This window comes from Marinobacter daqiaonensis, assembly GCF_900115285.1.
In the GTDB taxonomy this organism is placed as follows: domain Bacteria; phylum Pseudomonadota; class Gammaproteobacteria; order Pseudomonadales; family Oleiphilaceae; genus Marinobacter; species Marinobacter daqiaonensis.
Window position 1 is genome coordinate 2,377,872 of sequence record NZ_FOYW01000001.1, and the last position, 26,099, is coordinate 2,403,970.

Here is a 26,099-nt window from a genome sequence, read left to right on the forward strand (position 1 = left end):
CGTCCAGTCATCGCTGTGGTGTTGGTCGTATGAACCAGCGCAGGGCCGCACCCATCACAACCATCACAGCAAAAGTGAATAACAGAGCCGGCACATGGATCGGCTCCATCAAGTTGAAAACGGCCGCAAAAAAAACTGCGGTAAGGGCGAGCTTTATGCTTTCCGCCCTGAACAGGTTGCCTACCATCCGGGACATGTTACGGGCCCCTTCAACCTTGTATACCTGGTAAGCGAACCAGGTGTTTGGCACCAGATAGATAAGACCACCCACCAGGGCGGAATAACCGGCCAGAACACCCTGAGTGGCCCATAACAGGGCCATAACAGCAACGGCTGCGAATTCAATCACGAACCAGCGGACCAACGGCACCCGGTTGAAACGTTTTCCGGATCTTGCCATCGCTAAAAACCTGCCGCCATTCCAAGCGCGGGAATTATATGTGTTAACCCAAAGCTGTTCAACTCACCCCGGTCGAAATCCTGACGGTTTTTTGGCCACCTCAGGCACCAAAATGGCGCGAAAGTCATAACTTGTGCCTGAAAATGGTTCGCACAACGACATGTGGTAGTTTGGATGAAAACCGGTTTCAAAAAGGAATTTTTCGCGATGACTCCCAGGCTTTACCGGATATGCCCCAGAATGCCATCGAGTTCGTCCAGCGAGCTGTACTCGATCACCAGCTTGCCCTTGCCCCGCTGGCCGTGATCGATGGATACCCTGGCACCCAGCCGTTCCGCCAGGTCGTCCTGGAGAGCGCGGATGTTGGGGTCGGTTGCTCCCTTCTCACGGGTATTCTTCTGGGGGTTTTCCTGCTGGATACGGCGCACCAGCGCTTCGGTCTGACGCACGGACAGCGATTTGGCCACCACCTGGCGTGCAACCTGGAGCTGCTGCTCCGGGGGGAGCGAGAGCATGGCCCGGCCATGACCCATCTCCAGGTCACCATGCTCGAGCATGATGCGAACGTCCTCGGAGAGACCGATCAGCCGTAAAAGGTTAGTGATGGTGGTGCGGGACTTGCCCACAGCCTCAGCCACCTGGGCCTGGGTGAGACCGAATTCGTCCTGCAGGCGCTGGAGGGCAAAGGCTTCCTCGATGGGGTTGAGGTTTTCCCGCTGGATGTTCTCGATCAGCGCCATGGCGATGGCCGCCTCGTCCGGAACATCCCGGACAATGGCAGGCAGGCGGTCGAGCTCGGCAATCTGGGCGGCGCGCCAGCGACGCTCCCCGGCGATCAGCTCGTAGCGGCCCTCGGCGATCAGCCGCACCACCACCGGCTGCATCACACCCTGCTGGCGAATGGAATCCGCCAGTTCCTGCAGGGCGGCAGGATCCATGTCACGGCGGGGCTGGTAGCGACCTCGCTGGATCAGGTCGATGGGAATCTGGCGGAGTTCGCCATCATGGCTGCGGGGCTCCTCATCCAGGTTGACCCGTGAGTTCGCCAGCAGGGCACCGAGGCCCCGTTCACCCAATCCTCGTTTTTTTGCCGCCATGGTCGTCGCCGTCTGTTCCGCGTGAAGAATTCATCTGATCTGGAAGGGGCTCTATGTTACACCGCAAATGCCTGCCGGCAACCGGGTTATACCGCCACGGCTCCGGGGGCCTTGCTGCCGTGGCGGCGCACCATCTCGCCCGCCAGCGCCAGGTAGGCGACAGCACCCTTGGAGGCCCGGTCGTATTTCAGCGCCGGAAGACCATAACTGGGCGCCTCGGCCAGACGCACGTTGCGGGGAATCACCGCCTTGTAGACCTTGTCACCAAAGTACTCGGACAACTGTCCGGACACATCCAGGGTCAGGCTGTTGCGGGGATCGTACATGGTTCTGAGAATTCCCTCGACCTGCAGGTTGGGATTCACCGTCTCCTGTATCTGCTCGACGGTATTCATCAGCGCCGCCAGCCCCTCCAGGGCGTAATATTCGCACTGCATGGGTATCAGCACGGTATCGGCAGCGGACAGGGCATTGACGGTCAGCAGGTTGAGAGAGGGAGGGCAGTCGATAAGGACGTAGTCATAGTTTTCGCGAACGGTGTTGAGGCACAGGCGCAGGCGATGTTCCCGGCCGATCTCGTTCATCAGTTCCACTTCCGCAGCGGTGAGATCGCCGTTGGCCGGAAGCAGGTCGAAACCGGCGTTTTCCACCGGTACGATAACCTCGGCCGCACTGGCACGCTTGGTGAGAAGATCATAGCCCGAGAGATCAACCCCGTTCTTGTCGACTCCACTGCCCATGGTGGCATTGCCCTGAGGGTCCATATCCACCAGTAACACCCGGCGTTTGGTGGCCGCCAGGGAGGCCGCCAGATTGACGCAGGTGGTGGTCTTGCCAACGCCACCTTTCTGGTTGGTCACCGCAATGATGCGAGCCATGCCTAGCCTCCTTGTATGGAATCCTGTGACGGGGAAACCCGGTTGATGATCAGCAGATGCCGTTCGCCGTCGCAACCCGGGTAGTGCAGCCGGTGCCGGGCACTTACCCGCCAGCCTGACGGCAGTGCAGACACTTCATCATCCGGAAACTGGCCTTTCATGGCAAGGAACTGGCCATCATCCGCCAGCAACCCGTCGCACCAGTTCACCAGATTGGCCAGGGCGGTAAAGGCCCGGCTGGTGATCTGCTCAAAGGGCCTATCCGGCTGGCAGTCTTCGGCACGACCATGGATCACCTCCACGTTGGCCAGTCGCAGCTCCAGCACGCACTGGGTCAGGAACCGTGTCTTCTTGCTGTTACTGTCCAGCAGGGTAAAACGGATATCCGGCCGGGCGATCGCCAGCGGGATACCCGGCAGGCCACCGCCGGCACCAACGTCCAGAACCCGATCCGCGGTCACGAACGGCAGTATGCTGAGGCTGTCCAGCAACTGCCGGGGTACCATCTGCGCGGGTTCACGGACCGCAGTAAGATTATAGGCCCGGTTCCACTTGTTGAGCAGTGCCAGAAAACCCAGCAGCTGGTGCTGCTGATCCTGATCCGGTACCAGCCCCATGGCGGCGAGGCCGTCGGACAGCTGACGCTGCCACAGTGAGTCGTTCACGCTGCCGGCCCTCGTCAGGCGGATTGCTTGCGGAGCAGGTCCCGCTTCTTGAGGTGCACCAGTAACTGGGACACCGCCGCCGGCGTGACGCCCTGGATCCGGGAGGCCTGGGCAATGGTTTCCGGCCTCACCGTCTTCAGTTTCTGGCGAATCTCGTTGGACAGCCCGCCCACGGCATCAAAGTCGAAATCATCCGGCAGGCGGGTCTCCTCGTTGCGACGCAGGCGTTCGATCTCGTCTTCCTGACGGGAGATGTAGCCTTCGTACTTGATCTCGATCTCCACCTGTTGCTCGACATCGTCAAGCTCGGCGCGGGCTCCGCCAACCTCGGCAATCTCGGCGTAGGTCATTTCCGGACGGCGCAGCAGTTCCGCCAGGGTGTTATCCCGGGTCATGGGCTGCTTGAGGTAACGGTCCGCAATTCCGGAAGCGTCGGTTCCCGGATGGATGCGTGTTTTCTCGAGGCGCTGCCGTTCCACGGCGATGGCGTCCCGCTTGTCGTTGAACCGACGCCAGCGCTCCTCGCTCACCAGCCCAAGATGGTGACCAGTCTCGGTGAGGCGAAGGTCAGCGTTGTCTTCCCTCAGAATCAGCCGGTATTCGGCCCGGCTGGTGAACATGCGGTAGGGCTCGGAAGTACCCATGGTGATCAGGTCGTCCACCAGCACCCCGATGTAGGCCTCGTCACGGCGCGGGTACCAGGGTTCCTTGTCCTGGGCCTGGAGGGCCGCATTCAGGCCCGCCAGCAGGCCCTGGGCTCCTGCCTCCTCATAGCCGGTGGTGCCGTTGATCTGGCCGGCAAAGTAGAGGCCACCGATGAACTTGGTTTCCAGGGTGTGGCGCAGGTCCTGGGGATTCAGGTAATCGTATTCGATGGCATAGCCCGGCCGGGTGATATGGGCATTTTCGAATCCGGGAATGGAACGCACCGCCGCCAGCTGGATGTCGAAGGGCAGGCTGGTGGAAATACCGTTCGGGTAGAGTTCGTGGGTATTCAGCCCTTCCGGCTCCACGAAGATCTGGTGGGAATCCTTGTCGGCGAAACGGTTGACCTTGTCCTCGATGGACGGGCAGTAGCGTGGGCCCACGCCCTCGATCTCGCCGGCAAACATGGGCGAGCGATCAAAACCGCTGCGGATAATGTCATGGGTCTGGGCGGTGGTACGGGTGACGTAACAGCACACCTGCCGTGGATGCTGGTCGCGGGAGCCCATGAAAGACATCACCGGGGTGGGGTCATCGCCCCACTGCTCGTCCATGACCGAAAAGTCCACGGTGCGGGCATCGATCCGCGGCGGCGTGCCGGTTTTCAGGCGTCCCACGTTGAACGGCAGTTCCCGCAGACGCTTCGCCAGGGCATTGGCCGGTGCGTCGCCGGCACGGCCGCCGGCATGGTTCTTCATGCCGATGTGGATAACGCCCCCCAGGAAGGTGCCGGTGGTCAGCACCACGGTCCTGGCGTTGAAGCGGATACCGGTATTGGTGACCACACCGGTGACCCGGTCGTTTTCCACAATCAGGTCGTCCGCTGCCTGCTGGAACAGCATAAGGTTGGGCTGGTTCTCAAGGATTTCGCGGATGGCGGCCTTGTACAGCACCCGGTCGGCCTGGGCGCGGGTGGCCCGCACCGCCGGTCCCTTGCGACTGTTGAGAACCCTGAACTGGATGCCGGCAAGGTCGGTGGCCGTGGCCATGGCGCCGCCCAGGGCGTCGATTTCCTTCACCAGGTGACTCTTGCCGATACCACCGATGGCCGGGTTGCAGGACATCTGGCCCAGAGTCTCGATATTGTGGGTCAGCAGCAGGGTCTGGGAACCCATGCGTGCCGCCGCCAGTGCGGCCTCGGTACCGGCATGGCCACCACCAATGACTATCACGTCGAAACGGGTCGGAAAATCCACAACATCACCTCAGCAAAGGGAGAAAAAATCAGCAGGGCAGTATACCTGCAACCACGGCGGGTTTGCAGTGCCAGTGGATAATTTTTAACCAGCCTGACAGCCATGGTGGGCACGGGAAAGGGATGAATAACGGAAATTACCTAATAATCCCTTGATTTCATACGCTTGAACGAGACACTTCAGAAAACTTTTCAAAAAAGTTATCCACAGAAAAGAGGTCGAAAAAGACCGGATTTGAAAACCATATCCCTATGTTTTTAATGGTTTTATATAACTTTACTCAAAGTTCATTCCCAGATTATCCCTGTTTTTATCCACAGAAAATCCGGCCAACTGAGACGGCGGTCCGGCCTTCGAACCGGCATGCTCATCGATGAGCCTCATTCGATGGATTTTCGGGGGCTCTGGGCGGCGGCCATTGACCCACCCCCGCGCTTCTCCTCACGGATTTCCCGCTCCAGTTCCTGCTCCACCGCATTGGAAGAGCTGGCGAAGCGGGCAAGCAGGTTATATAGCACCGGGATCAGGAAGAGGGTGAGGGTGGTGGCGAACAGCAGGCCACCCAGGATGACCATACCGATGGACATACGGCTCTCGGCGCCAGCTCCGGTGGCTATTACCAGTGGCACCGCACCGAAGATCGTGGAGATGGTGGTCATCAGCACCGGCCGGAAACGCAGTACCGCCCCCTCCAGGATGGCCTCCCGCACCTCGTAACCCCGGTCCCGCAACTGGTTGGCAAACTCGACGATGAGAATGCCGTTCTTTGCCATCAGGCCCAGCAGCATCACCATCCCGATCTGGCTGTAAATATTGAGACTTATTCCCGACCACAGCAACGCCAGCAGTGCCCCGGTCGCTGCCAGGGGAACCGTCAGCATGATGATCAATGGATGAATCCAGCTTTCGAACTGGGCCGCCAGCACCAGGAAAACGATGACAAACGCCAGGCCAAAGGTGACGTAGATGGCGGAAGAGGATTCCTCGAACTCACGACTCATCCCTTTATAACTGACCCGGGCTTCCGGCGGCAGGTTATCCATTGCCAGGTTGTTGAGGTAGGTCAGCGCCGTACCCAGGTCGTAGCCCTCCGCCAGTGAGGCGCTGATCACCACGGCGGGCAGACGGTCGATGCGCCGCAGGTCCGGATTGGCACCGATTTCCTTCAGGGTCACCAGGGACGAAAGGGGAATAAGGGTGCCGCCTTCCCGGGGACGCAGGTAGATCTGACCCAGGTCGGAAGGGGACGCCCGGTCGGCGTCGGAGGCCTGGACCACCACGTCATACTCCTGACCCCGGTCGAGGTAGGTGGTGACCTGCCGTGAAGCCAGCATGGTCTGCAGGGTCAGGCCCACATCCTCCACGGTAATGTCCAGGTCTGCTGCCCGTTCCCGGTCAATGGTGACCCTCAGTTCCGGCCGGGTCAGCTCGAAGTCCGTGTCCACATTGAGCAGGTTGGGATTCTCCCTGGCCCGCTCGACGATCTCCTCGCTCCAGGCCTGGACCGAGGCATAATCCGGGCCGGCCACCACGAACTCCACGGGCTGACTGAACCCTCGCTGGCCAAGTCCCGCCGGATTGATGGCAATCACCCGAACCCCGGAGATGTCCGAGAATTTCTGGCGGATTTCCGTGGTGATCTGCTGCTGCTTGACCTCCCGCTGGTCCCAGGGCTCCAGCCCCAGGATCATGAAGGCGTTATCTTCCTCATCCCGGAAGCCGACGATGGACAGCATTCGGTTGGCCACCCCTTCCTCAAGGTAGGGCAGCAGCTTCTGCTCGGCTTCGAGGACGTAGTGATCGGTGTATTCGACCGTGGCACCGCGAGGCGCACTGGTGGGCATGATGATGACGCCGCGGTCTTCAACCGGCGCCAGTTCCTGGGGCAGCTTGGGGTAAACAACGACGGCGACCACCAGACTGGCGATGCCCAGACCCAGCAAAAGGCCCGGCTGTCTCAGGGAGAACCGCAACAGTCGCCCATAAGCCCGGGTCATGCCATCAAGCACCCTCTCACTCGCCACCCACAGCCGGTGACCTTCCACCGTCTCCGGGCTGTGACGTAGCCACTTGGAACACAGCATCGGCGTCAGGGTCAGGGCTACGACACTGGAGAACACCACCGCCGCGGCCAGGGTAAAGCCAAACTCCGCAAACAGCCGCCCGATGTTACCCCCCATAAAGGAGATGGGCACGAAAACCGCCACCAGGGTGAGGGTGGTGGCTATGATGGCAAACGATACCTGCCTGGCCCCCCTGAACGCCGCCAGCAGCGGAGCCTCGCCGTCATCAATCCGGCGCTGGACGTTCTCCAGCATGACAATGGCGTCGTCCACCACCAGGCCGATGGCCAGGATGATGGCCAGCAGGGTCAGTACATTGATGGAAAAACCCAGCAAACCCAGACCGATAAAGGCTCCGATCACGGCCACCGGAATGGTCACCGCGGGAATCAGCGTTGCCCGCCAGGACCGCAGGAACAGGAAGATCACCAGGATAACCAGGGAAACGGCAATGGCCAGAGTGGTGACAACCTCCTTGATGGAGGCCCGGATAAAAATCGACTCGTCGTAGCTCTCGGCGATGGTGACTTCCGGCGGCAGGGTTTCCCGGATGCTCTCCAACTCTGCCCGGACCGCATCGGACACTGACACGGTATTGGCCTTGGACTGGCGGATGACCCCCATGCCGATAGCGGTCTCACCGTTGGCCCTCAGCCGGCTGACATCGGACCGGACTCCCATCTGGACATTGGCCACCTCACCCAGGCGGAGCAGGTCGTTGCCATCGCGGCGTATCACCAGGTTGCGGAACTGCTCCACATTGTTCAGGCGGCCTTCCGCCCGTACCGTGAAATTCCTGGTGGAGGAGTCCACCGAACCCGCCGGCAGCTCCACGTTGTTGGCCCTCAGCGCACGTTCCACTTCGGCCACCGTGATGTCGCGGGCCGCCAGTTTCTCCCGGTCCAGCCAGACCCGGATCGCGTAGCGTCGCTCGCCACCGATGCGGACACTGGCAACCCCGTCGAGTACGGACAGCCGGTCGGTCAGCACCCGGTCGGCGAAATCCGTCAGCTCCGCACTGCTCCAGACCTGGCTCCTGAGGGTCACCCACATCATCGGGCGGGCGTCGGAATCCGCCTTCTGGACCACCGGGGCATCCGCCTCTTCCGGCAGCTGGTCGGCAACACGGGAAACCGCGTCCCTGACGTCATTGGCGGCGATGTCCACGTTCCGGGACAGGTTGAACTCGATGCTGGTGCGGGACCCACCCTGTTCCGTGGAGGACTCAATGGAGCGAATGCCCTCAATCCCGCTGATGGCACCCTCGATAACCTGAGTGATCTGACTGTCCACCACTTCCGCGGCGGCACCGGTGTAGTCGGTGGAAATGGAAACCACCGGCGGATCGATATCGGGGTACTCCCGTACCGGCAGATCCAGCAGGGCGGCTGTGCCGAAAACCACGATCAGCAGGCTCAGGACCGTGGCGAAAACCGGTCGTTTTATGGAAATATCGGAAAGGACCATGAATCAGGAGTCCATGGACCGGACAAACCGGTTCTCGGGGATGGCGTTTTCCCCTTCCTTGACCCGGATGCGATCGCCGCTGCTGAGCCGGTCCTGACCGGTGATGATCACCTGGTCTCCGGCATCGATGCCGCTGATCACTTCCACCAGCCCCGGCATTCGGGAGCCGAGGGTGACGGAAATTCTGCGGGCAACGCCGTCTTCCACAACGAAGACGTACTTCTCGTCACCCCGGATCAGCACCGCCTGCTCCGGAATCACCAGAGCCTCACGCTCCTGCAGTGTCAGGCTGGCGGAAACAAACTGGCCGGGACGCAAACGTCCCTCCGGGTTATCGATCAGCGCCCGTACCGGCAATGACCGGCTCAACTCGCTGATTCTGGTACCAAGCTCCACCAGTTCCCCCTGGAAGGTCTCGCCGGGGAAGGCTGGCGTGGTGCCTCGGACTGTCTGGCCAACGGTTACCTGGCCCAGAAAGCGCTCCGGCACCGAGAAGTTCAGCTCCATCTGTTCGGTGGCATCGAGGGTGGTAATGGTCGTTCCGGCGGTAACGTAGGCTCCAACGCTGATATCCGTAAGCCCTGCCACCCCGGAGAAAGGGGCGATGATACGATGGTTATCCAGGCGCACCCGCGCCGCCTGACGCTGGGCCTCGGCAATATCCACCGCCGTGCGCAGTTCATCCACCTGGGACTGGGAAATGCTGTTGTTGGATTGCAGTCGCCGTGCCCGTTCCAGCTGCCGGCGGGCATCCGCCAGCCGTGCCTCGATGACCCGCAGGTCCGACGCCGCCTGCCGATCATCCAGGCGAATCAGCAGGTCCCCCTTGGCGACCTGCTGGCCCGGCTTCAGGTTGATGTCGATTACCCGGCCGCTGACCTCGGCGGTAAGCTCCACCGCCTCAACGGCCTGCAGGCTGCCGACAGCATTCACCAGATCCCTGACGGTATCCCGCTCCGGCGCAGCGGTGTCGACGGGCTTCGCGGGCTGCTCTCGGTTGCTCCCGGCCGCTCCAACACCATCACGACCATGCCAGACAAAGGCTCCCCCGATGGTGACAGCCACCAGCACGACTGCAACGAACCACTGCTTCCACATAAGACATTATTACCTGTTGTCAGAATCGTAATTCCCGGACCCGGGTGCCGCCCCCTTCTGAATGACCAGAACGATTTCACCGACCGGGATCCCCCATTTGCTCATGGCCGTTTCGTTAATCAGGGTGTCGGGCGTGATCAGGTACATCCAGTCGTCCATCTGGACCTCCAGAGTATCGTCACCGTAGGGAATCTCGAGGACATAGTTCATGTGGATGGCATTGCCCTGCCATTCCATGAAGCCCGGCTCCACCACATCGCCGGCTTCCGCATGGTATCCGCCCTCCCGTGGCGTCAGGGTCCAGACCCTGGTATCGACCTCGCCATCATTGAAACGGAAAACCTCGTCCAGGGTGCCAACCCCCTGCTCGTCCCAGCTCGCCTCGATATCGGCGTCGAAAGTCCGGATCACTTCACCGGACCAGTCTTTTACAACGCCCCGGGCGGTGAGGGAGCCCTCGAAAAAGCGTTCGGGGATCAGCTCGGGTGACCGGGACTGGTAATCGTCCAACGAGGGCCCGGCACAGCCACTCAGCAGCACCACCAATAAAAATACCCATATACCGCGAACAAGACCACAACGATGGTCTTTCACTGAAAGAGTTTGCATAACCTTTACACTCCGATCGGGTTTCGTCTGGTACCAGGGCCGGGCGGATTCCCGATAAGTGGGGAAAGGCTCAGCCGAGTCCGGGACAGTTTCTGCCGACAGGAAAATACGCCACCGCCAGCTCAGCGGTTCTGTCTGCACAATCGACCTTGAAAGATTCCGGTATCGACCCTACATCTCTACCGCGTTTGCGATTTTTTATTAAATATCTAATTTTAAAGGATTTAATTTATCGAAAACGCGATAGGTTTGTTGACACGTTATTACTGAAAAGGAGGTTAGACGATGACACCCCGTTCTGATGACCTTTATCCGACTCGGCTGGAAAGACCAACACCATCCTTCGAACGCCACGATCCGGTGATTCACAGCACCGGCGCGGACCGCAGCGACGGCCCTCTCAGTGAAACCGAACTTGCCCGCTATGAGCGGGATGGTTTTCTGTCGTTTCCCAATTTCCTCGACCAGGACACCGTCAAACGGTTCCGCCAGGACCTTCGGGACTATGAAAACGACGAGAGCATTCTGGGCGCCGAGGGAACCATCACCGAGCCCGGCAAACAGGAGATACGGTCGGTTTTTGGGGTGCACGAGTTGTCCGAACGCTTTGATCGGTTAACCCGGGACCCCAAAATCCTGGCCATGGTGCATCAATTACTTGGCAGCGATGCGTACATTCACCAGTCACGGATCAACTTCAAGCCCGGCTTCCTCGGCAAGGGTTTCGACTGGCATTCGGATTTTGAAACCTGGCACGCGGAAGACGGCATGCCCCGTATGCGGTCGGTCAGCTTCTCCATTGCGCTGACGGACAACACCCCGTTCAACGGGCCGCTGATGCTGATTCCCGGTTCCCACAAAACCTTCGTACCCTGTGTGGGGCGGACACCGGAAAACAATTACCAGTCTTCTCTCAAGAAACAGGAGCTTGGTGTGCCCAACAACGGCGACCTGGCGCGGATGGCTGACAAGGGTGGGATCCAGGCGCCTACCGGTCCGGCGGGCTCCCTGATCATCTTCGAGTGTAATACCCTCCATTCCTCCAATGCCAACATGTCACCCTGGCCACGGAGCAACCTGTTCTTCGTGTTCAACAGTGTGGAAAACAAGCTGGTACAGCCATTCTGCGGTAACAGACCCCGGCCCGATTTTCTGGGTAACCGAAGCAATACCGAAGCGCTTACACCGCGCAACTGGGACGATGCTCGGCGCACCGGTTGATCACTGGAAGACGTGAATCCTGCTCTTTACGAGTCATTCAAGCGAAAAAGGGGAAGCTCTAAAGCTTCCCCTTCGTTATCCAGCTCGTCATTTTCTTACTACCCCCGGCCAGCCTGCTATTCCCTGTTGCGGAATCGCTGGATAAAGGCTTCCGATTCTTTGATGGAGCGTTCCATATCCCGGATCAGGGAGTCCACATCGTCCTGCATCCGGACCAGTTCGCTTTCCAGTGAGGCGATGGCCTGAGCATTGAGATTGTGCTTGAGGAACAGCATCTGGTCTTCAAAAGCCTGGAGTACTGGATCCATGCGGCTCTCCGCCTCGTGCATCTGATCGATCAGTTGATTGTAATGGCGCCGGGTTTCCTGCAGTTTCTGTTCGCTGGAGCGTCGCAGTGAGGCACTTTCATAACGATCCAGCTCGTCTTTCCATTCGGCGAACAGCGCGCCGGCCACATCCTCGACCTTATCGATGCGCTCGCGAACGTCCTCTGCCGCGTCCTCGCTGTTTTCATAGGCATCGAGCACTTCCTCGTACTTGGCGTTAAGCGGTGTATCCGGCGTCTCAACAACGCTCTGGAAACGCGCCAATGCCGACCGGAAGGTTTCCCGGGCCTCGTTCTGGGAATCACGGGCATCTTCGACCCGATCCACCAGGATGTCCCGTTTCTCGAAGCCCAGTTTTTCCATGGTGTTGTAGTAGATGGTGCTGCAGCCGCTGAGCAGTAACAGACCAGCCAGTAACCACATCAGGTTGATCAGGCTTGCCTGACCCTTACCGGGCGATAGGAGGCGGGACTCAAACATGGCTGTGGCTCCGGAAGTATGAGGGTCTCCCTATCCTAGCCGCTATGGCGGCCGTTGGGGAAACTCGTGATGTAATCCGCTGCCGGGATCCGGTACCGGGGCTCAAGGACGACGGCAGGCAATTCGTTGCCATCAATAACCAGTGGCACAAAAATAGGGGCGCAAGGCCCCCTAAACACTGAGTCAACTCAGGATTATCCGGTCAGCAAACTGTCAGCACGGACTGATCAGAACTGCATCTTGTAACCGACGATCATGGTGCGGTCGATACCCGGGCGGGCACCCAACGGGCGGCGAGACAGCATGTAGGTTTCATCCAGCAGATTTTCCACCCGGAGATAGACCTGATGGACTTTCTGCCAGTGATACCGGCCGGATACGTCCATCACGGTGTAGTCATCCAGCCTGGCGCCTTCCAGTGGACCACCGCTACCGGCCTGTTCGAGCTGCTCCCCAACATAATTGGCGCTCAGGTTCACATCCCATGGACCATGGCCGAGGCCCAGGCTGACGGAACCTTTATGACGGGGCATGTAGGGCAGTTCATCCCCAGCGCTTACTTCCTCACCCCACAGCGGAAAGTCAGAGCTGAAATCGCTTTTGAATTCGGAGCGGGTGTAGGTATAGGTGATACCAGCCGGTATCCGCCAGTCGCCAGTCGGATTCCATTGGTGACGGATCACAGCTTCAATACCGTATATATCCACCTCACCGCCATTGAATGCTTCACCTGTCGCTTCCAGACAACCGGAGGAGAAGGTACAAACCCCTTTCAGATTGCTGTAATCGGTGAAAAACCCGATCAGCTCGCCGTAGGTGTCTGCACTCGCGAAACGAAACCCGGCCTCATAGTTGGTGCTCTTCTCCGGCTCAATGCTGTCATCCACGCCTGGGCCGGTGGGGACATAGCCGCGATGGGCACCGGCCAGAACCCCCAGCGTGTCGGTCAGTTGATAATGAATGCCCAGCCCCGGTAACCAGATGAGGTTATCGTTTTCCCTCTTCTCACCAGTTCTCAGGTTTTCGGATTCATAGTCCACCATTTCCAGGCGTATTCCGGGAATAACTTTCAATTTTCCATAGCGGACCTCGTCCTTGATAAAGAAAGCCAGGGCATCTGCCCGTTCCCGTTGTCGGAGCGTTGTGGTCATCCCTTTACCATCCTGCTGCAGGTCACCACTGCGCATCAGAAAACCCTGCTCGGTATGGTTCCGTTCAACCTGGTCCTGATGCAGGCGCAAACCCGCGGTCAGTTCGTGCCGGGTTTCACCCAGTTCGGTGAGCCATTCCACCCGACTCTGTACCCCGCGGGAAAAAAACGTCCGGCCATTGTTTCCGATCAGCAGGGTTTCCTGGTCAGTCTCGCTGTCTTTGTCCCCCCGTAGCACCGCCATGAAATCAGCATTCAGGCCCGCATCGGGATTAGCCAGGATTTCGCTGATGGTGCGGCCGGAATTGAAACGTCCCAGCTTGTTCCAGTCACGCTGGAAATCCTGGTAGTAGCCCTCCGTAATCACAGCCAACTCATCGCTGAACTCGATCCGGTACTTCAGATGGGTCTGCCAATAGTCCCATTCATAGCGGGCATTCCGGGATGCAGCGTAACGACGATAGGGATCCTCGGCGAAATCGTCATCGGTCAGTCCCAGATAGGTTTCGTCGGAGATTTCAGTGGCGACATTCAGGGTCAGGTCAAGTTGGTGGTACACATTGGCGGCCGGATCGCTATTGAGCCGTCCCTTGACCATGACATCGCTCTTCTTGAAGCCGGTATCGCCCCCGGAATCCAGTTCCTTGAAGCCGTCTGTTCGGGTCTGGACGCCTTCAATCAGGAATCCTCCACGGCTGTTGGACTGCCCGTAATAGCCATGGACCTTTCCATAATCATTATCACCGGCAGCCACATCCAGGCCACCCCCGCTCATGGCTGGTATCGGGCGGGTAATCAGATTGATGGCACCGCCCACCGTTGCCGGACCATGCTCGATTGCAGCCGGCCCCTTGACGACCTCCACACCAACCATCCGGGTTATCTGGGGAAAGAAATAGGCGGCCGGAGCGGAATACACGGCCGGCGCCATGACGACACCATCCATCATAAGCGTAACCTTCTGGCTACGCTCGGTTGTGGTTCCACGCAGCCCGATGTTCGGACGCAGACCGTAACCCTCCTCACCCCGGATATACACCCCGGGGACATCGTTGAGCACCCGGTTGATATTGTCGTATTCATCCTGCTCAAGGGTTGCCTCTTCCACCCGGTGAGCAGAGCCGGCAGTGGTGTACCACTCCTCACTGCTGTCACCGACCACCGATATGCCCTTGAGCATTTTTGGCGGCGGTACATCACCTTCTGCCAGTGCCGACACTGGTGCGAAGACAAGAACTGCCAGCAGCATCTTGCTGTTCATAGGTAAAACGGCCATGAACGGACTTCTCCGGAATCAGTAAATCAGGAAAACGAAAGGCGATGCCCACAGTGGACACCGCCTGATTGCAGTCACCTAACCAGCCAGGGTCAGGTGCCGTTACCAGTTTTCGACATCTTCCGGGGAGAAGTCGTACGCTTCCTGCATCAATCCACGGGCCGCCAGCAGAGCGTCACGGTATGCGGCAAAACCTTCATCTCCCGGCAGTGCAGGACGCTCGCCAACCAGGTCGTGGAAATCGGTGAAGCGGGTACCTTCGTTGAGAGGGGAGCGGGGATTGAACTGAAGTCCCAGGGCGAAAGCCTTCATCTCGGCCCAGTGCTTGGTGTGATCCACATAGCTGTAGCCGTCATTGGCCTCAGCCTTGTCCATGTCGGACAGGGTGTCATTGATGTAATGAACAACAGTCGCGGCAAGGGCCTTCTCCCAGGCGCTAACAGCAATGTCTCGCTGTTCCTGCAGTGCTTCCATTTCCAGACTGGTCAGCTCACCGTCACCGTCATCTCCGGCCTGGGCGATTATGGTCCGGCCGGTCAGGAAGGCGTCCATGGCCTGCCTGGTGAAATCGGTGCCGGTCGTACTGCCAAGATCGCGTTTCGCGGCATTGGTGGAGTTGCCGAAATTGAACTCGCCGTTCAGGTCAATCTGGCCATCACCGTCGGTGTCATGGTAACCATCGCTCCAGCCATCACGCCCACTCTTGCCGGCAATTTCCCCATCTGTATAGGCCAGGTAGTTCCTGGCGGCACCAAAGTAACCGAAGCCCTCATCAAACTGGTGCTCCAGCTTGGTATAAGGCTTGGACCCATCGCCGTCAGCCTGGGTATTGTCGGTCAGCAGGCCCTTGCCGTCAGTGGCATCATCCAGATAATCGTCGGTTGCCTGAGAGAAGGTGATGGCGCCAAGAAGGAACTTCTGAACCATCTGTTTCAGATCCAGACCGTCCTGGGTGTGGTAGACCTTCAGGGTTTCTCCGGTACCGGCGTAGGCCCGCTGGGTGCCTTCCGCCTGAGCAACCGTGTTTTCAGCAATCTGGTCGAACCAGTTGCGAATCAGTGCCTCGGGGGAAGTCGCATTCCAGCCTTTGAAGTCGCCACCGTCCCAGTCTTTATGGTCGGTAACCGCATCGTTGCCAGCAAACTTGCCAACCAGATTCTTGCCGGTGGAGATATCGTTGTAAGTGGACTGCAGAGTTGGTGGGGTGGTGGTCAGCAGTATCTCATTGTCACCGATGGCATTCGTGCCTTCATCGAAGTAGCTGTTAAGCACGGCCAGTACCGTATCTTTGGAGGTGCTGCTGTTCCACTCGCCTCCGGTGATCCGCTGTTCCAGCTTGCTGGCAATTTCGGTGTTCAGGTCGGAAATCAGTACCTGCCGGGCCACCTGACCCGGGTACTGGGCACTCTCGGCACCGCTGACAAAACGGCTCGCGAAGCTGTAGGTGTCGGGTACCTCAAGACTGGCCAACAGTTCCGCCTTTGAATCTGTTTCAGCGGCAGTCTGACTGTCGGAACTGGAGCCTCCGCAGCCACTCAGACCCAAACCGGCGACAGTACCGGCGGCAATCAGAGAAACGAGCAGTTTTTTATTCATAGCTTACCTCGCAACGGGCAACGTGTTTATGGAGAACCTGTAACCATGGTGCGCACAATTTAATGGTAATAGGAATTATTTGCAATTAGTTTTTATTATTAATTCTGAGTGCGCGGCGACAGGGTTCCAGATAGGCGTTCAGCAGTCCCCGGTGGGGAGATTTCGCGCCGCGGCGAAGTCCGAAACTGGTGACAACCTGTCCGCGGGCAATCTGCAATGTGCCGAAGAGGCCGTCCCAGACGGCCAGGAAGGCGCCCATGTTGCGGTCAAAATGGGCCGGATTGTCACTGTGGTGAATCTGGTGCTGAGCGGGGCTGATAAATACACGCTCCAGCCAGGGTCCCCAGGATATCCAGACATGAGAGTGTCTGAGATTGGCGCCGGTCAGATTGAACAGGTAGGTAAAGAGATTGGCTCCGGCAATCTCCCACACGCTCAGGTTCATGCCGAATCCAAAGAAAAACAGCCCCAGAATCACTCCCTGGGTAACCACCATCCGGAGGCTGTAGAGCATGCTCTCAAGGGGATGGATGCGATATACCGTAAAGGGTGTCATCACTTCCGCCGAGTGATGGAGCCGGTGAATTGACCACAGTCGGGGCACCTTGTGCATCAGGTAATGCAGCAGAAACCGGGTGAAATCGTCGGCAATGAACAGCACCAGTGTATAGGCCGCTGTCACCTGGATCGCACTCCAGGTCAGGGAAACATCGCCAAGACCGGCTTCCAGAAAACCGCTGGTAGCGAGGGCGACGGGAACCAGGGAAACACCCATCGCGCCTACCGTCACCCCTCTGATGACAGGGTTGGTAATCAACAGCAGGTAATCCAGACGGGCTGACGGATGCCACCAGATTTTCAGGCTGGTCATCCGCCGCCAGTATTCAGCGGCTTCCCGGGGCTGACGTCTTATCAGGGCAGCAGTAATCCAGACCGCCGCTATCGCCAGGCTACCAGCCAGGTAGCCCAGATAGATACGGTTGGCTGCGTCGAAGGGAAAGGCCAGCAGGAACAGGGCATGTTCCTGCATGCTATTGAATAAAGCCTCCACAACTGCTGGGCGCCTGGCCGTTCGTCAATCACCGTCGCCGGCTGCTGCCGCCGGGATCGACAATCCCAACACCTGCAGGAAATCATTTTTCAGGCGGTCCGTGACCTTTTTGGTGGACTCGTGCACTCCCTTGGCCAGGTTGACGCCATTGCTATCGGTTACCGCTTCCTTGAGAGACCTGTCACCGAGGTTATCAATCGCAATAAGCACTTCATTGATGTCGGTCTCCATGGCAGCAGAAACATTATCCCCGTTCACAGCATCAATCAGATCATCAAATCCGAGTCCTTCACTGCCGTCGGCGCTATTCCCGAGAAAGACCCGCTGAAATGCCAGAATGTTCTGACGCAGATGCTCTTTGCTGCGAGCACTGATCGGATTCTCGACAAACTCGGCGCAGGCGGAAGTCCCCTGCTCGCATTTATCCCCTTTCAGCGCCAGCGGTTCTGCCAGTTTGATGTCTTTGACCTGCTTCTCCACGTAGAACAGGGCATCGGATACCGCATTGACCGCTTCCTGTGACGTATTGAAACGGCTGCCACCGCTACCGGCATTGACCAGCTCGTCACGGAAGTTACCGGTTCCCGTACCCCAACGCTCCACTACACTCAGGGACTGCCGGTGGACATCTTCACCCGCTGCCTGGGCATAGGCCAGCCGGGCCGATAGCCGCTCGCTGTCGGTCCGCCCGTTCCAGCTGCTGGTCTTGGTGACGTTTGAAGCACAGGTGTGTTCCAGAGTATCTGTATGGAGGATGTATTCCAGGGCATCGAGGCCCTTGCGCAGAGGGGTCCGGGCGGAAATATCGTAATTGTCCCCCTGCTCCTCGGCTTCGATCACTTCCTGATCAACGGCACAGGTGCTGGTTGAAGGCCAGGAGTAGATACTGTCCCGCAAAAGTGAGGAATTATCGGTCAGCGGGCCCGTCTGCATGACTTCCACCCTTTGCCAGGCATCCATGGCATCGTTCCAGGCCTGCCGGGCTTCCTGCTTGAGGGTGTCATTGTTCTGGTCGGCCCGCCAGGCGGAAACAGCGGACTCCAGGTGATTTGCCCTGGCCTCGAAATCGATCATGGCGGGGATGACTACATTGTCCGCAACGTTTTCAAGCATGGCCTGGCAATCGAAGGCACTGCAGGCACCGGTTTCCTGGTTACCGGTGCCATCACCTCCACCGGAGCCACCACAAGCAGAGAGAAGGGCGGAACCACCGATAACGGCGGTCAGGGTCATGGCTGTGGCCATGCTGCTGCGGTTTTTACCCGTACTGGAAGCTGAAGAACCTGCGATCAACGTCATGACAAACCTCGTTAATAATTTTTAACGAGTTTATTACCATTCGCATTTGAAAATCAATCTCATGTACAGAAATATCCGGCTGTTATTGTCGTTTCAGCCCTGTTTGGGATCGATATTCATCCTCCCGAGATACAAGCTTTTCACTTCCCGATGCAGAAACTGCTGAAGATCTTTCCCAGCAGATCGTCGGGGGTCATGACGCCGGTGATTTCCCCCAATGCATCCTGGGCAGCGCGGAGATCTTCGGCGAGCAGCTCGCCGGCGCCGAAGCCCGTGAGTTGATCCTGGCCCTGGAGGAGGGAATCACGGGCGCGTTCGAGGGCTTCGAGGTGACGACGACGGGCGAGGAAACCACCTTCCGTCGTGGTGGCAAAGCCCATGCACTGTTTCAGGTGGTCTCTCAGTGTGTCCAGTCCGAGGGCGGATTTCGCCGCCAGGCGGATAACGGGTGCGGCCAGCCCGGGGCTCTCATCGAGACCCACGGTCTCTCCGCTCAGGTCCACCTTATTGCGAACCACCGTAACCGGTGCGCTCTCCGGAAGCTGATCGATAAAATCCGGCCAGATGATATGAGGTTCCACTTCGGTGGTAGTGGTGGCGTCCACCATCAGCAGGATGCGGTCCGCCTGACGGATTTCCTCCCAGGCCCGGGCAATGCCGATCTGTTCCACCTCATCGGGGCTGTCCCGGAGACCAGCGGTATCAATGATGTGAAGCGGCATGCCATCGATGTGGATATGTTCCCTCAGAACATCCCGGGTGGTGCCCTCTATGGCGGTGACTATGGCCGCCTCCCGGCCGGCGAGGGCATTGAGAAGACTGGATTTGCCCGCATTGGGACGACCGGCAATAACGACTTTCATGCCATCCCTGAGCAGACTGCCCTGGTGGGCTTCCGCCAGGATACGATTCAGGTCCTTCAGAATGGTTGTCAGGTCGTCCGCAACTTTTCCGTCGGCAAGAAAATCGATTTCCTCTTCGGGAAAATCAATGGCGGCCTCGACATAGATCCTGAGGTTGGTGACCGAGTCAACCAGCGCGTTGATACGGCTGGAGAACACGCCCTGCATGGACTGAACCGCGCAGCGGGCGGCCTGCTCCGAGCTGCTTTCGATCAGATCGGCGATTGCTTCCGCCTGGGTAAGGTCCAGCTTGTCATTGAGAAAGGCCCGTTCCGAGAACTCACCGGGACGGGCCAGGCGGGCGCCAAGCTCGCAGACCCTTTGCAGCAACAGGTCCAGGATTACAGTGCCGCCGTGCCCCTGAAGTTCAAACACATCCTCTCCGGTAAAGGAGTTCGGGTTGGGGAAAAACAGGCCGATGCCTTCATCAATCAGCCTGCCTTTACCATCGTGGAAGGGACCGTAATGGGCATAGCGGGGTTTCGGCTCGAAACCGAGAGTCTGCAAGGCGATCGCCCGGGCGGCGGGCCCGGAAACCCGAACGATGCCAACCCCGGCCTGACCCGGCGCGGTTGCGATGGCGGCTATGGTGTCTGTAACAGGAGCCATGGCGACCTCCGAGTGGCTTCAGATTGACGGGGACTCAAACGAACAGGGGCCCCGATAGGGACCCCTGTTGCTCGCCTGTGGATAACAGAATTATCCGTTAGCTCTTTCTGGCGGCCATCTCGCCCTCGATCTTGTGGGTAATGTACCACTGCTGGGCGATGGACAGTATGTTGTTGGTCAGCCAGTACAGTACCAGACCGGCCGGGAACCACAGGAAGAAGACGGTGAAGATGATGGGCATCAGCTTCATGATCTTGGCCTGCATGGGGTCCGGCGGTGTCGGGTTCAGGTGCATCTGAAGCATCATGCTGGCGCCCATCAGGATCGGCAGTATGAAGTACGGATCCATCTGGGAAAGATCCTGGATCCACAGCATGAAGGGCGCGTGACGAAGTTGCACACTCTCGAACAGAACCCAGTACAGGGCGATGAACACCGGCATCTGCACCAGTATTGGCAAGCAGCCACCCAGGGGATTGATCTTTTCCTTCTTGTAGAGGGCCATCATCTCCTGCGACATTCGCTGGCGATCGTCACCGTAGAGTTCCTTCAGACGGGTCAGCTGTGGCGCAACGGCTCGCATACGGGCCATGGACCGGTAACTGGTGGCTGACAGCTTGAAGAATACCGCCTTGACCAGAACCGTAAGCAGAATGATTGCCACGCCCCAGTTGCCCACCAGGCCGTGGAACCAGTCCATGATCATGAAGAGCGGCAGGGACAGGAAGAACAGCCAGCCAAAGTCAACGGTGCGGTCGAGATTGGGAGCGATGCCTTCAAGGCGTTCGATAATCTTGGGGCCGAGGTAGACCCGGGCGCCCGCTTCTGCGGTTTCACCCGGCTCCGCCGTTGTTGCCGGGCTCACGAATCCCATTACGTGAAGGTTGCTTCCCCGTGTGGTGGTCTGGAACTGATGGGTCTCACCGCGGGAGGGAATCCAGGCCGAGATAAAATAATGCTGGAGAAAGGCCAGCCAGCCATCGGTGACCGGCTGGTTGATCCTGGTGTCGTCGAGATCTGAGAAATCGTATTTCTCATAGGGATCTTCCGGGGTACTAATGACCAGACCCAGGAACGCCTTGATGCCCATGCTGTTCTGGGCGGTGGGATCCGGGGTTTCATCGCGGATGATTTTGCCCGTGAAGTTACCCTGCCAGGTGGAATCGGACTGGTTGTCGATCAGGTACTTGACGTCAATCTCGTAGCTGTCCCGGGACAGGGAGTAGCGCTTGGTGACATTGACGCCGTTGTCTGTGGTAAAGGTCAGGTCAACGTCCAGGGTATCCTGGTTTTCCCGCAGTTCAAACCGTCGGGAATCGGTCTGGTACCGGGGCAGGTTGCCCTGGCCACGACGGTCAAAACCGTCACGGCCGATCATGCCGCTTTCCAGGAAATAGGTTCGCTTGTTGCCCTTCTGCAGGAGCTTCAGAGGCTCCTCGCTGTCGAGGGTGCGGTCGTAATTGAGCAGTGCGGCTTCAACAATATCGCCGCCTGCACGATCGATTTTCAGTTCCAGGACATCCGTGCGCACGGTAATAAGACGATCTTCATCGGGAATCGCTTCACCGGGGACGGACGAGGCGTCGCCGGGAGCAGACAGTTCCCCGGTGTCGGCCTGACGCTCGGACTCGGGGAGAGTCAGCTCATCGTCATCGGCGACAGAACCATTGATTCCTGTTTCTTCCTGGGCAACAGGTGTGGTCTGCGGCTTGTTGTAATCCTCGTTCCAGGCAAGAACCATGAGGTAACTGACAATGGCTAGACCGGCAAATAATACGATGCGCTGAATGTCCATAAACTTAGTCTGCAGTTTGATGTTTTTGGGCTTGGGTGTCAGACCGGTCAGTGCCGGGTACTGGATCGTAACCGTGGGTTCCCCATGGATGACAGCGGGATAGACGGCGGGCCGCCAGAAGTGTACCACGGGCGGCACCATGGGTTTCTATGGCTTCGATCGCGTAGGCGGAGCAGCTTGGAATGTGACGACAGTGGCTTGCCATCAATGGACTGATGGCGTAGCGGTACACATGGATAGGGATGAGCAGGAGAGATCTCATGATGTCTATCCTGACTGCTGTGGCATGTGTTGGTTGGGCTGGACCGGTTCCGAGTGGTACCTGGCGCCCTTTTTGGCGAGGGTTTGCCAGACCTGATCGAGGATCCTGTGCAGGGTTGGATTATCCTGCGTAGCCAGGTCACGACGTCCCAGAACCACGATATCCATGGCGCCAAGGTCTTTCCTGTGACGGAAAGTCTCTCTCACAATACGCTTGACACGGTTCCGCTGTACGGCCCGTTTCAGGTTGCGTTTGGAGAAAACGAGTCCGAGTCTGGGTCGCCCCAGATTGTTGGGCGACGCCAGAATCAGGAAATGCCTGTGGGGAACACGGACCCTGACGTCGTTGAAGACTCCTGCGTAATCCCCCGGTCGCAACAGGCGAGACGATTTGGGAAACGAGAAATCTTCCACGCCGGAACCCGGATCAGGCCGACAGGCGTGCGCGACCCTTGGCACGGCGACGGGACAGGACCTTGCGGCCGTTGGCGGTGGCCATCCGGGCACGGAAACCGTGAACGCGCTTACGCTTCAGGACGCTCGGTTGAAACGTTCTTTTCATGATTAGGCTCTCGTTGATCGAAATGTGAGCTGAAGTAACTGGCTGCAAATTGAACAGTCAAAACAGGAGCGGCATTCTAAGCAATGTGGGGGGTGATTTCAATGGTTTTGCGATTGTGTCGATTGGAGGCAGTTGGGAGCGTGGAGGTGCGGTTTGCGAGTGTCGGCCAGGAAGGGTCCGTAACAGTTACTACAGGTTTTTTTTAATCTTTAAATCTTTTCTGTAATTACTGTTATTACGCACCATGGTTTCTGTGGATATGCCGTTAAACCGGCGCAAATTCATATAGTTGTTTCTTGGGTAAGGCTGTCCGCAAGTGGGCGTGAGGCCTGTGGATGAGATCGGGGCGAAATGGGGATAACTGGGAGGCTGGGCCAGATCCGGTTTTCTCCACGGCGGGTCCCGGAGTCATGAACAGGGTTGAGGGTGGGTTATGGACAGACTCCTGTGGATAAGTATTTTGAGGTATTTTTCTGTACACAAGGTTGTGTGTAAAGATGTAAAAATATGAAAAATAATAGAAAACTTTTGCACAGGGTGTTTATTAAGTGCATTGCCGGGCTTTCCATGGTGGCGTCCGGGGGTTAGAATTCCGGGTCTTGTAACCCTCTTTTGACGGGTTGCTTGCTCTGCATTACACAGGTTCATTTAGCATCGGAGGCAGGCTGTCGTGCCGCACAGGATCTGGCATCAATGTCTTGAAGTACTCCGGGATGAGTTTCCGGCGCAACAGTTCAATACCTGGTTACGTCCCCTGCAGCCCGAGCTGACGGACGGCAACCTGGTGCTGTTCGCGCCCAACCGTTTTGTGATGGACTGGGTCAACCAGAAGTACCTGCGGCGTATAGAGGAAGTGATCAAGGATCTGGAAGGCGGTCAGGCGCCCAGAGTCAATATGAAAGTCGGTTCCGCCTCGCAGGCTGCATCGGCGGGTGATTCCCCTTCTGAAGGGGTAGCCAGATCGGTCGATAGAGCCAGTAGTCCCCGTTCCAGTGGCAGGCCGGGGCTGATGCAGTCCGCGGGGCCGGAGCTGACAACGGTTGAATCCCGTGGTCAGGCGGTCCAGGACGATACCGGTGTGGTCACTGAGGAAGAACGGGGCGTTGCTGCGTCAGTGCCTTCTGCCTCGCCCAGACGTGCCTCCGTGCAGGTGGAAGGGGATATCAAGCATCAGTCGTTCCTGAATGAGGGCTTCACCTTTGATACCTTCGTGGAGGGCAAGTCGAACCAGCTGGCCCGGGCGGCTTCCATGCAGGTCGCGGAGAACCCCGGAGGTGCCTATAACCCTCTGTTCCTGTACGGCGGGGTCGGTCTGGGTAAGACCCACCTGATGCACGCGATCGGTAACGAAATCGTGCGTCGTAATCCCATGGCCAAGGTGGCGTACCTTCGGTCCGAACGTTTTGTCGCGGACATGGTCAAGGCGCTGCAACTGAACGCCATCAATGAGTTCAAGCGGTACTATCGGTCAGTGGATGCACTGCTGATTGACGACATCCAGTTTTTTGCCCGCAAGGAACGTTCCCAGGAAGAGTTCTTTCACACGTTTAACGCCTTGTTGGAGGGTGGTCAGCAGGTTATCGTTACCTGTGACCGGTTTCCCAAGGAAATCACGGACATGGAGGAGCGCCTGAAATCCCGCTTCGGCTGGGGGCTGACGGTGATGGTGGAGCCGCCGGAGCTTGAGACACGGGTTGCCATCCTGATGAAAAAGGCTGAGCAGTCGAATGTGCGTCTGAGCAGTGAGGCCGCGTTTTTTATAGCCCAGAAGATCCGCTCCAATGTGCGTGAGCTGGAGGGTGCCCTTCGGCTCGTTATTGCAAACGCCCATTTCACCGGTTCGGAAATTACACCGCCCTTTATTCGTGAGAGTCTTAAGGATCTGCTCGCCCTGCATGAAAAGCAGGTGAGTATTGATAATATCCAGCGCACGGTGGCGGAATATTACAAGATCAAGGTGGCTGACCTGCTTTCCAAGCGCCGTACCCGTACCGTGACACGCCCGCGTCAGCTGGCCATGGCGCTTTCCAAGGAGCTGACCAATCACAGCCTGCCGGAGATCGGCGATGCCTTTGGTGGTCGTGATCACACCACCGTGCTGCACGCCTGCAAGAAAATAGTCGAGCTGCAGGAGACCGATCCGGGCATGCGGGAAGACTACCAGAACTTCATGCGTCTGCTGACCAGCTGACGCGAGACAAGATATCAAACGCTGAACTCACAGGAATGCCGAGCGACACATGAAACTGACCATCAGCCGAGAAGCCCTGCTCACGCCACTCCAGTCCATCGCCGGTGTGGTGGAGCGTAAGCAGACCATGCCCGTGTTGTCCAACGTCTTGCTGGTGGCTGAAGACAGCCACCTGACCCTGACCGGCACCAACATGGAGGTTGAACTGGTGGGCCGGGTATCGCCGGTGCATGTGGATCAGCCTGGCGAGATTACCGTACCGGCTCGAAAGCTTTCAGATATCTGCCGGGCGCTCGGGGAGGAATCCCCGATCGAGCTGAGCCTGGAAGGAGACCGCCTCCATCTGCGCTGTGGCGCCAGCCATTTCACACTGTCCACCCTGCCGGCCCAGCATTTTCCCAATGTCGAGGATGAACCTGCGAGCCTGCGGCTGGACGTTCCCCAGAAGGAACTCGGGCGGATGCTGGATGCAACGGCCTTTGCCATGGCTCAGCAGGACGTTCGCTACTATCTGAATGGATTGTTGCTGGAGGTGGCTCCGGAGTTTATCCGCACGGTGGCGACCGACGGCCATCGCCTGGCGATGGCCCACTTCGATATGGCGACTGGAGTGGACGAGGCACGGCAGGTCATTGTTCCGCGCAAGGGGGTACTGGAGCTGACCCGTTTGCTGGATGACGTTGAAACCCCCGCGACCCTGGTCATTGGTGATAACCACCTGCGGGTTACGGTAGGTTCCTACACTTTTACCTCGAAGCTTATCGAAGGCAAGTTCCCGGACTACAACCGCGTGATTCCCCGCGGAGGCGACAAGGTGGTCCTGGCGGACCGGACGACTCTGAAGAATACGCTTCAGCGTGCTGGCATTCTTTCCCACGAAAATATTCGCGGGGTGCGCCTTCATCTGTCCCCGGAGAAACTGGAAGTCTTTGCCAATAACCCCGACCAGGAGCAGGCGGAGGATGCCCTCGCTGTGGATTACCAGGGAGAACCGTTGCAGATCGGTTTTAACGTGGGTTACCTGGTGGATGTCATGAATGCGCTGGATGATGATGAGGTACGCATGACGTTGTCCAATCCCAACAGCAGCGCATTGATCGAATCGGACAAGGACAGTCGCAGCCTGTATGTGGTCATGCCCATGCGGCTGTAGAGCCGCGGATCGGGGGACAGTCCAAATCCGCTGAAAACGAGCCAGAAGG

At 58.3% G+C, this 26,099-nt stretch carries 21 protein-coding genes; 3 read left to right on the forward strand and 18 right to left on the reverse strand.

Annotated features, from left to right (window positions below; translation table 11 throughout):
- Nucleotides 1-7: 7 nt before the first annotated feature.
- The 8 genes from BM346_RS10870 to BM346_RS10905 all read right to left on the reverse strand — a co-directional run bounded on the left by BM346_RS10870 (nt 8) and on the right by BM346_RS10905 (nt 10,178).
- Nucleotides 8-400: an ATP synthase subunit I gene (locus BM346_RS10870; RefSeq protein WP_092012092.1), complete on the reverse strand. Its 393-nt coding sequence runs from the start codon at nt 398-400 to the stop codon at nt 8-10.
- A 221-nt stretch (nt 401-621) separates the two neighbouring features.
- Nucleotides 622-1,497, reverse strand: coding sequence for a ParB/RepB/Spo0J family partition protein (locus BM346_RS10875; RefSeq protein WP_092012095.1), 876 nt, complete (start codon nt 1,495-1,497; stop codon nt 622-624).
- 86 nt (nt 1,498-1,583) lie between these two features.
- Complete coding sequence (locus BM346_RS10880; protein WP_092012098.1) at nt 1,584-2,375, reverse strand: ParA family protein; 792 nt, start codon at nt 2,373-2,375, stop codon at nt 1,584-1,586.
- 2 nt (nt 2,376-2,377) lie between these two features.
- Nucleotides 2,378-2,992, reverse strand: coding sequence for a 16S rRNA (guanine(527)-N(7))-methyltransferase RsmG (rsmG, locus tag BM346_RS10885; protein WP_217648226.1), 615 nt, complete (start codon nt 2,990-2,992; stop codon nt 2,378-2,380).
- 62 nt (nt 2,993-3,054) lie between these two features.
- A complete protein-coding gene (mnmG, locus tag BM346_RS10890; protein ID WP_092012104.1) occupies nt 3,055-4,941 on the reverse strand; it encodes a tRNA uridine-5-carboxymethylaminomethyl(34) synthesis enzyme MnmG in 1,887 nt (628 codons plus the stop codon).
- 380 nt (nt 4,942-5,321) lie between these two features.
- Nucleotides 5,322-8,471: an efflux RND transporter permease subunit gene (locus BM346_RS10895; RefSeq protein ID WP_092012107.1), complete on the reverse strand. Its 3,150-nt coding sequence runs from the start codon at nt 8,469-8,471 to the stop codon at nt 5,322-5,324.
- A 3-nt stretch (nt 8,472-8,474) separates the two neighbouring features.
- Complete coding sequence (locus BM346_RS10900) at nt 8,475-9,569, reverse strand: efflux RND transporter periplasmic adaptor subunit (RefSeq protein ID WP_092012110.1); 1,095 nt, start codon at nt 9,567-9,569, stop codon at nt 8,475-8,477.
- A 9-nt stretch (nt 9,570-9,578) separates the two neighbouring features.
- Nucleotides 9,579-10,178, reverse strand: a complete 600-nt coding sequence (locus BM346_RS10905; protein WP_092012113.1) for a DUF3833 domain-containing protein — start codon at nt 10,176-10,178, stop codon at nt 9,579-9,581.
- A 285-nt stretch (nt 10,179-10,463) separates the two neighbouring features.
- On the opposite strand from BM346_RS10905, the gene thpD reads away from it, so the two are divergent.
- Nucleotides 10,464-11,399, forward strand: coding sequence for an ectoine hydroxylase (gene thpD / locus BM346_RS10910; protein WP_092012116.1), 936 nt, complete (start codon nt 10,464-10,466; stop codon nt 11,397-11,399).
- A 116-nt stretch (nt 11,400-11,515) separates the two neighbouring features.
- Here the strand turns inward: thpD and BM346_RS10915 are convergent, their stop codons facing one another.
- The 10 genes from BM346_RS10915 to rpmH form a co-directional block, all read right to left on the reverse strand.
- A complete protein-coding gene (locus BM346_RS10915; RefSeq protein ID WP_092013625.1) occupies nt 11,516-12,148 on the reverse strand; it encodes a DUF2959 domain-containing protein in 633 nt (210 codons plus the stop codon).
- Between the two features lie 284 nt (nt 12,149-12,432).
- Nucleotides 12,433-14,631, reverse strand: a complete 2,199-nt coding sequence (locus tag BM346_RS10920; RefSeq protein ID WP_092012120.1) for a TonB-dependent receptor family protein — start codon at nt 14,629-14,631, stop codon at nt 12,433-12,435.
- A gap of 102 nt (nt 14,632-14,733) precedes the next feature.
- A complete protein-coding gene (locus tag BM346_RS10925; protein WP_092012123.1) occupies nt 14,734-16,227 on the reverse strand; it encodes a DUF4856 domain-containing protein in 1,494 nt (497 codons plus the stop codon).
- An 85-nt stretch (nt 16,228-16,312) separates the two neighbouring features.
- Nucleotides 16,313-17,257, reverse strand: a complete 945-nt coding sequence (locus BM346_RS10930) for a sterol desaturase family protein (RefSeq protein WP_092012126.1) — start codon at nt 17,255-17,257, stop codon at nt 16,313-16,315.
- Nucleotides 17,258-17,302: 45 nt separating this feature from the next.
- On the reverse strand, nt 17,303-18,577 hold the full coding sequence (locus tag BM346_RS10935) for an imelysin family protein (protein WP_092012128.1): 1,275 nt from the start codon (nt 18,575-18,577) through the stop codon (nt 17,303-17,305).
- A 140-nt stretch (nt 18,578-18,717) separates the two neighbouring features.
- Nucleotides 18,718-20,088: a tRNA uridine-5-carboxymethylaminomethyl(34) synthesis GTPase MnmE gene (gene mnmE / locus BM346_RS10940; RefSeq protein WP_092012131.1), complete on the reverse strand. Its 1,371-nt coding sequence runs from the start codon at nt 20,086-20,088 to the stop codon at nt 18,718-18,720.
- A gap of 97 nt (nt 20,089-20,185) precedes the next feature.
- Nucleotides 20,186-21,883, reverse strand: a complete 1,698-nt coding sequence (yidC, locus tag BM346_RS10945; RefSeq protein WP_092012136.1) for a membrane protein insertase YidC — start codon at nt 21,881-21,883, stop codon at nt 20,186-20,188.
- Between the two features lie 4 nt (nt 21,884-21,887).
- Nucleotides 21,888-22,145: a membrane protein insertion efficiency factor YidD gene (yidD, locus tag BM346_RS10950; RefSeq protein WP_206675664.1), complete on the reverse strand. Its 258-nt coding sequence runs from the start codon at nt 22,143-22,145 to the stop codon at nt 21,888-21,890.
- 5 nt (nt 22,146-22,150) lie between these two features.
- Nucleotides 22,151-22,558, reverse strand: a complete 408-nt coding sequence (gene rnpA, locus BM346_RS10955) for a ribonuclease P protein component (RefSeq protein WP_092012142.1) — start codon at nt 22,556-22,558, stop codon at nt 22,151-22,153.
- Nucleotides 22,559-22,571: 13 nt separating this feature from the next.
- The gene (rpmH, locus tag BM346_RS10960) at nt 22,572-22,706 is read right to left on the reverse strand and encodes a 50S ribosomal protein L34 (protein WP_008940054.1); all 135 of its coding nucleotides are present in this window, start codon (nt 22,704-22,706) and stop codon (nt 22,572-22,574) included.
- Between the two features lie 670 nt (nt 22,707-23,376).
- On the opposite strand from rpmH, the gene dnaA reads away from it, so the two are divergent.
- Nucleotides 23,377-24,897, forward strand: a complete 1,521-nt coding sequence (gene dnaA, locus BM346_RS10965) for a chromosomal replication initiator protein DnaA (RefSeq protein ID WP_092012145.1) — start codon at nt 23,377-23,379, stop codon at nt 24,895-24,897.
- Nucleotides 24,898-24,946: 49 nt separating this feature from the next.
- Complete coding sequence (gene dnaN / locus BM346_RS10970) at nt 24,947-26,050, forward strand: DNA polymerase III subunit beta (RefSeq protein WP_092012148.1); 1,104 nt, start codon at nt 24,947-24,949, stop codon at nt 26,048-26,050.
- Nucleotides 26,051-26,099 lie beyond the last annotated feature (49 nt).

Coding starts and splice junctions, on each gene's coding strand:
- BM346_RS10905 (WP_092012113.1), bottom strand. CDS start 10,178: ATGCAAACTCTTTCAGTGAAAGACCATCGTTGTGGTCTTGTTCGCGGT.
- BM346_RS10935 (WP_092012128.1), bottom strand. CDS start 18,577: ATGACGTTGATCGCAGGTTCTTCAGCTTCCAGTACGGGTAAAAACCGC.
- BM346_RS10900 (WP_092012110.1), bottom strand. CDS start 9,569: ATGTGGAAGCAGTGGTTCGTTGCAGTCGTGCTGGTGGCTGTCACCATC.
- rpmH (WP_008940054.1), bottom strand. CDS start 22,706: ATGAAAAGAACGTTTCAACCGAGCGTCCTGAAGCGTAAGCGCGTTCAC.
- BM346_RS10895 (WP_092012107.1), bottom strand. CDS start 8,471: ATGGTCCTTTCCGATATTTCCATAAAACGACCGGTTTTCGCCACGGTC.
- yidC (WP_092012136.1), bottom strand. CDS start 21,883: ATGGACATTCAGCGCATCGTATTATTTGCCGGTCTAGCCATTGTCAGT.
- BM346_RS10920 (WP_092012120.1), bottom strand. CDS start 14,631: ATGGCCGTTTTACCTATGAACAGCAAGATGCTGCTGGCAGTTCTTGTC.
- BM346_RS10930 (WP_092012126.1), bottom strand. CDS start 17,257: ATGCAGGAACATGCCCTGTTCCTGCTGGCCTTTCCCTTCGACGCAGCC.
- yidD (WP_206675664.1), bottom strand. CDS start 22,145: ATGAGATCTCTCCTGCTCATCCCTATCCATGTGTACCGCTACGCCATC.
- BM346_RS10875 (WP_092012095.1), bottom strand. CDS start 1,497: ATGGCGGCAAAAAAACGAGGATTGGGTGAACGGGGCCTCGGTGCCCTG.
- BM346_RS10880 (WP_092012098.1), bottom strand. CDS start 2,375: ATGGCTCGCATCATTGCGGTGACCAACCAGAAAGGTGGCGTTGGCAAG.
- BM346_RS10870 (WP_092012092.1), bottom strand. CDS start 400: ATGGCAAGATCCGGAAAACGTTTCAACCGGGTGCCGTTGGTCCGCTGG.
- dnaN (WP_092012148.1), top strand. CDS start 24,947: ATGAAACTGACCATCAGCCGAGAAGCCCTGCTCACGCCACTCCAGTCC.
- rsmG (WP_217648226.1), bottom strand. CDS start 2,992: ATGGGGCTGGTACCGGATCAGGATCAGCAGCACCAGCTGCTGGGTTTT.
- BM346_RS10925 (WP_092012123.1), bottom strand. CDS start 16,227: ATGAATAAAAAACTGCTCGTTTCTCTGATTGCCGCCGGTACTGTCGCC.
- mnmE (WP_092012131.1), bottom strand. CDS start 20,088: ATGGCTCCTGTTACAGACACCATAGCCGCCATCGCAACCGCGCCGGGT.
- BM346_RS10915 (WP_092013625.1), bottom strand. CDS start 12,148: ATGTGGTTACTGGCTGGTCTGTTACTGCTCAGCGGCTGCAGCACCATC.
- thpD (WP_092012116.1), top strand. CDS start 10,464: ATGACACCCCGTTCTGATGACCTTTATCCGACTCGGCTGGAAAGACCA.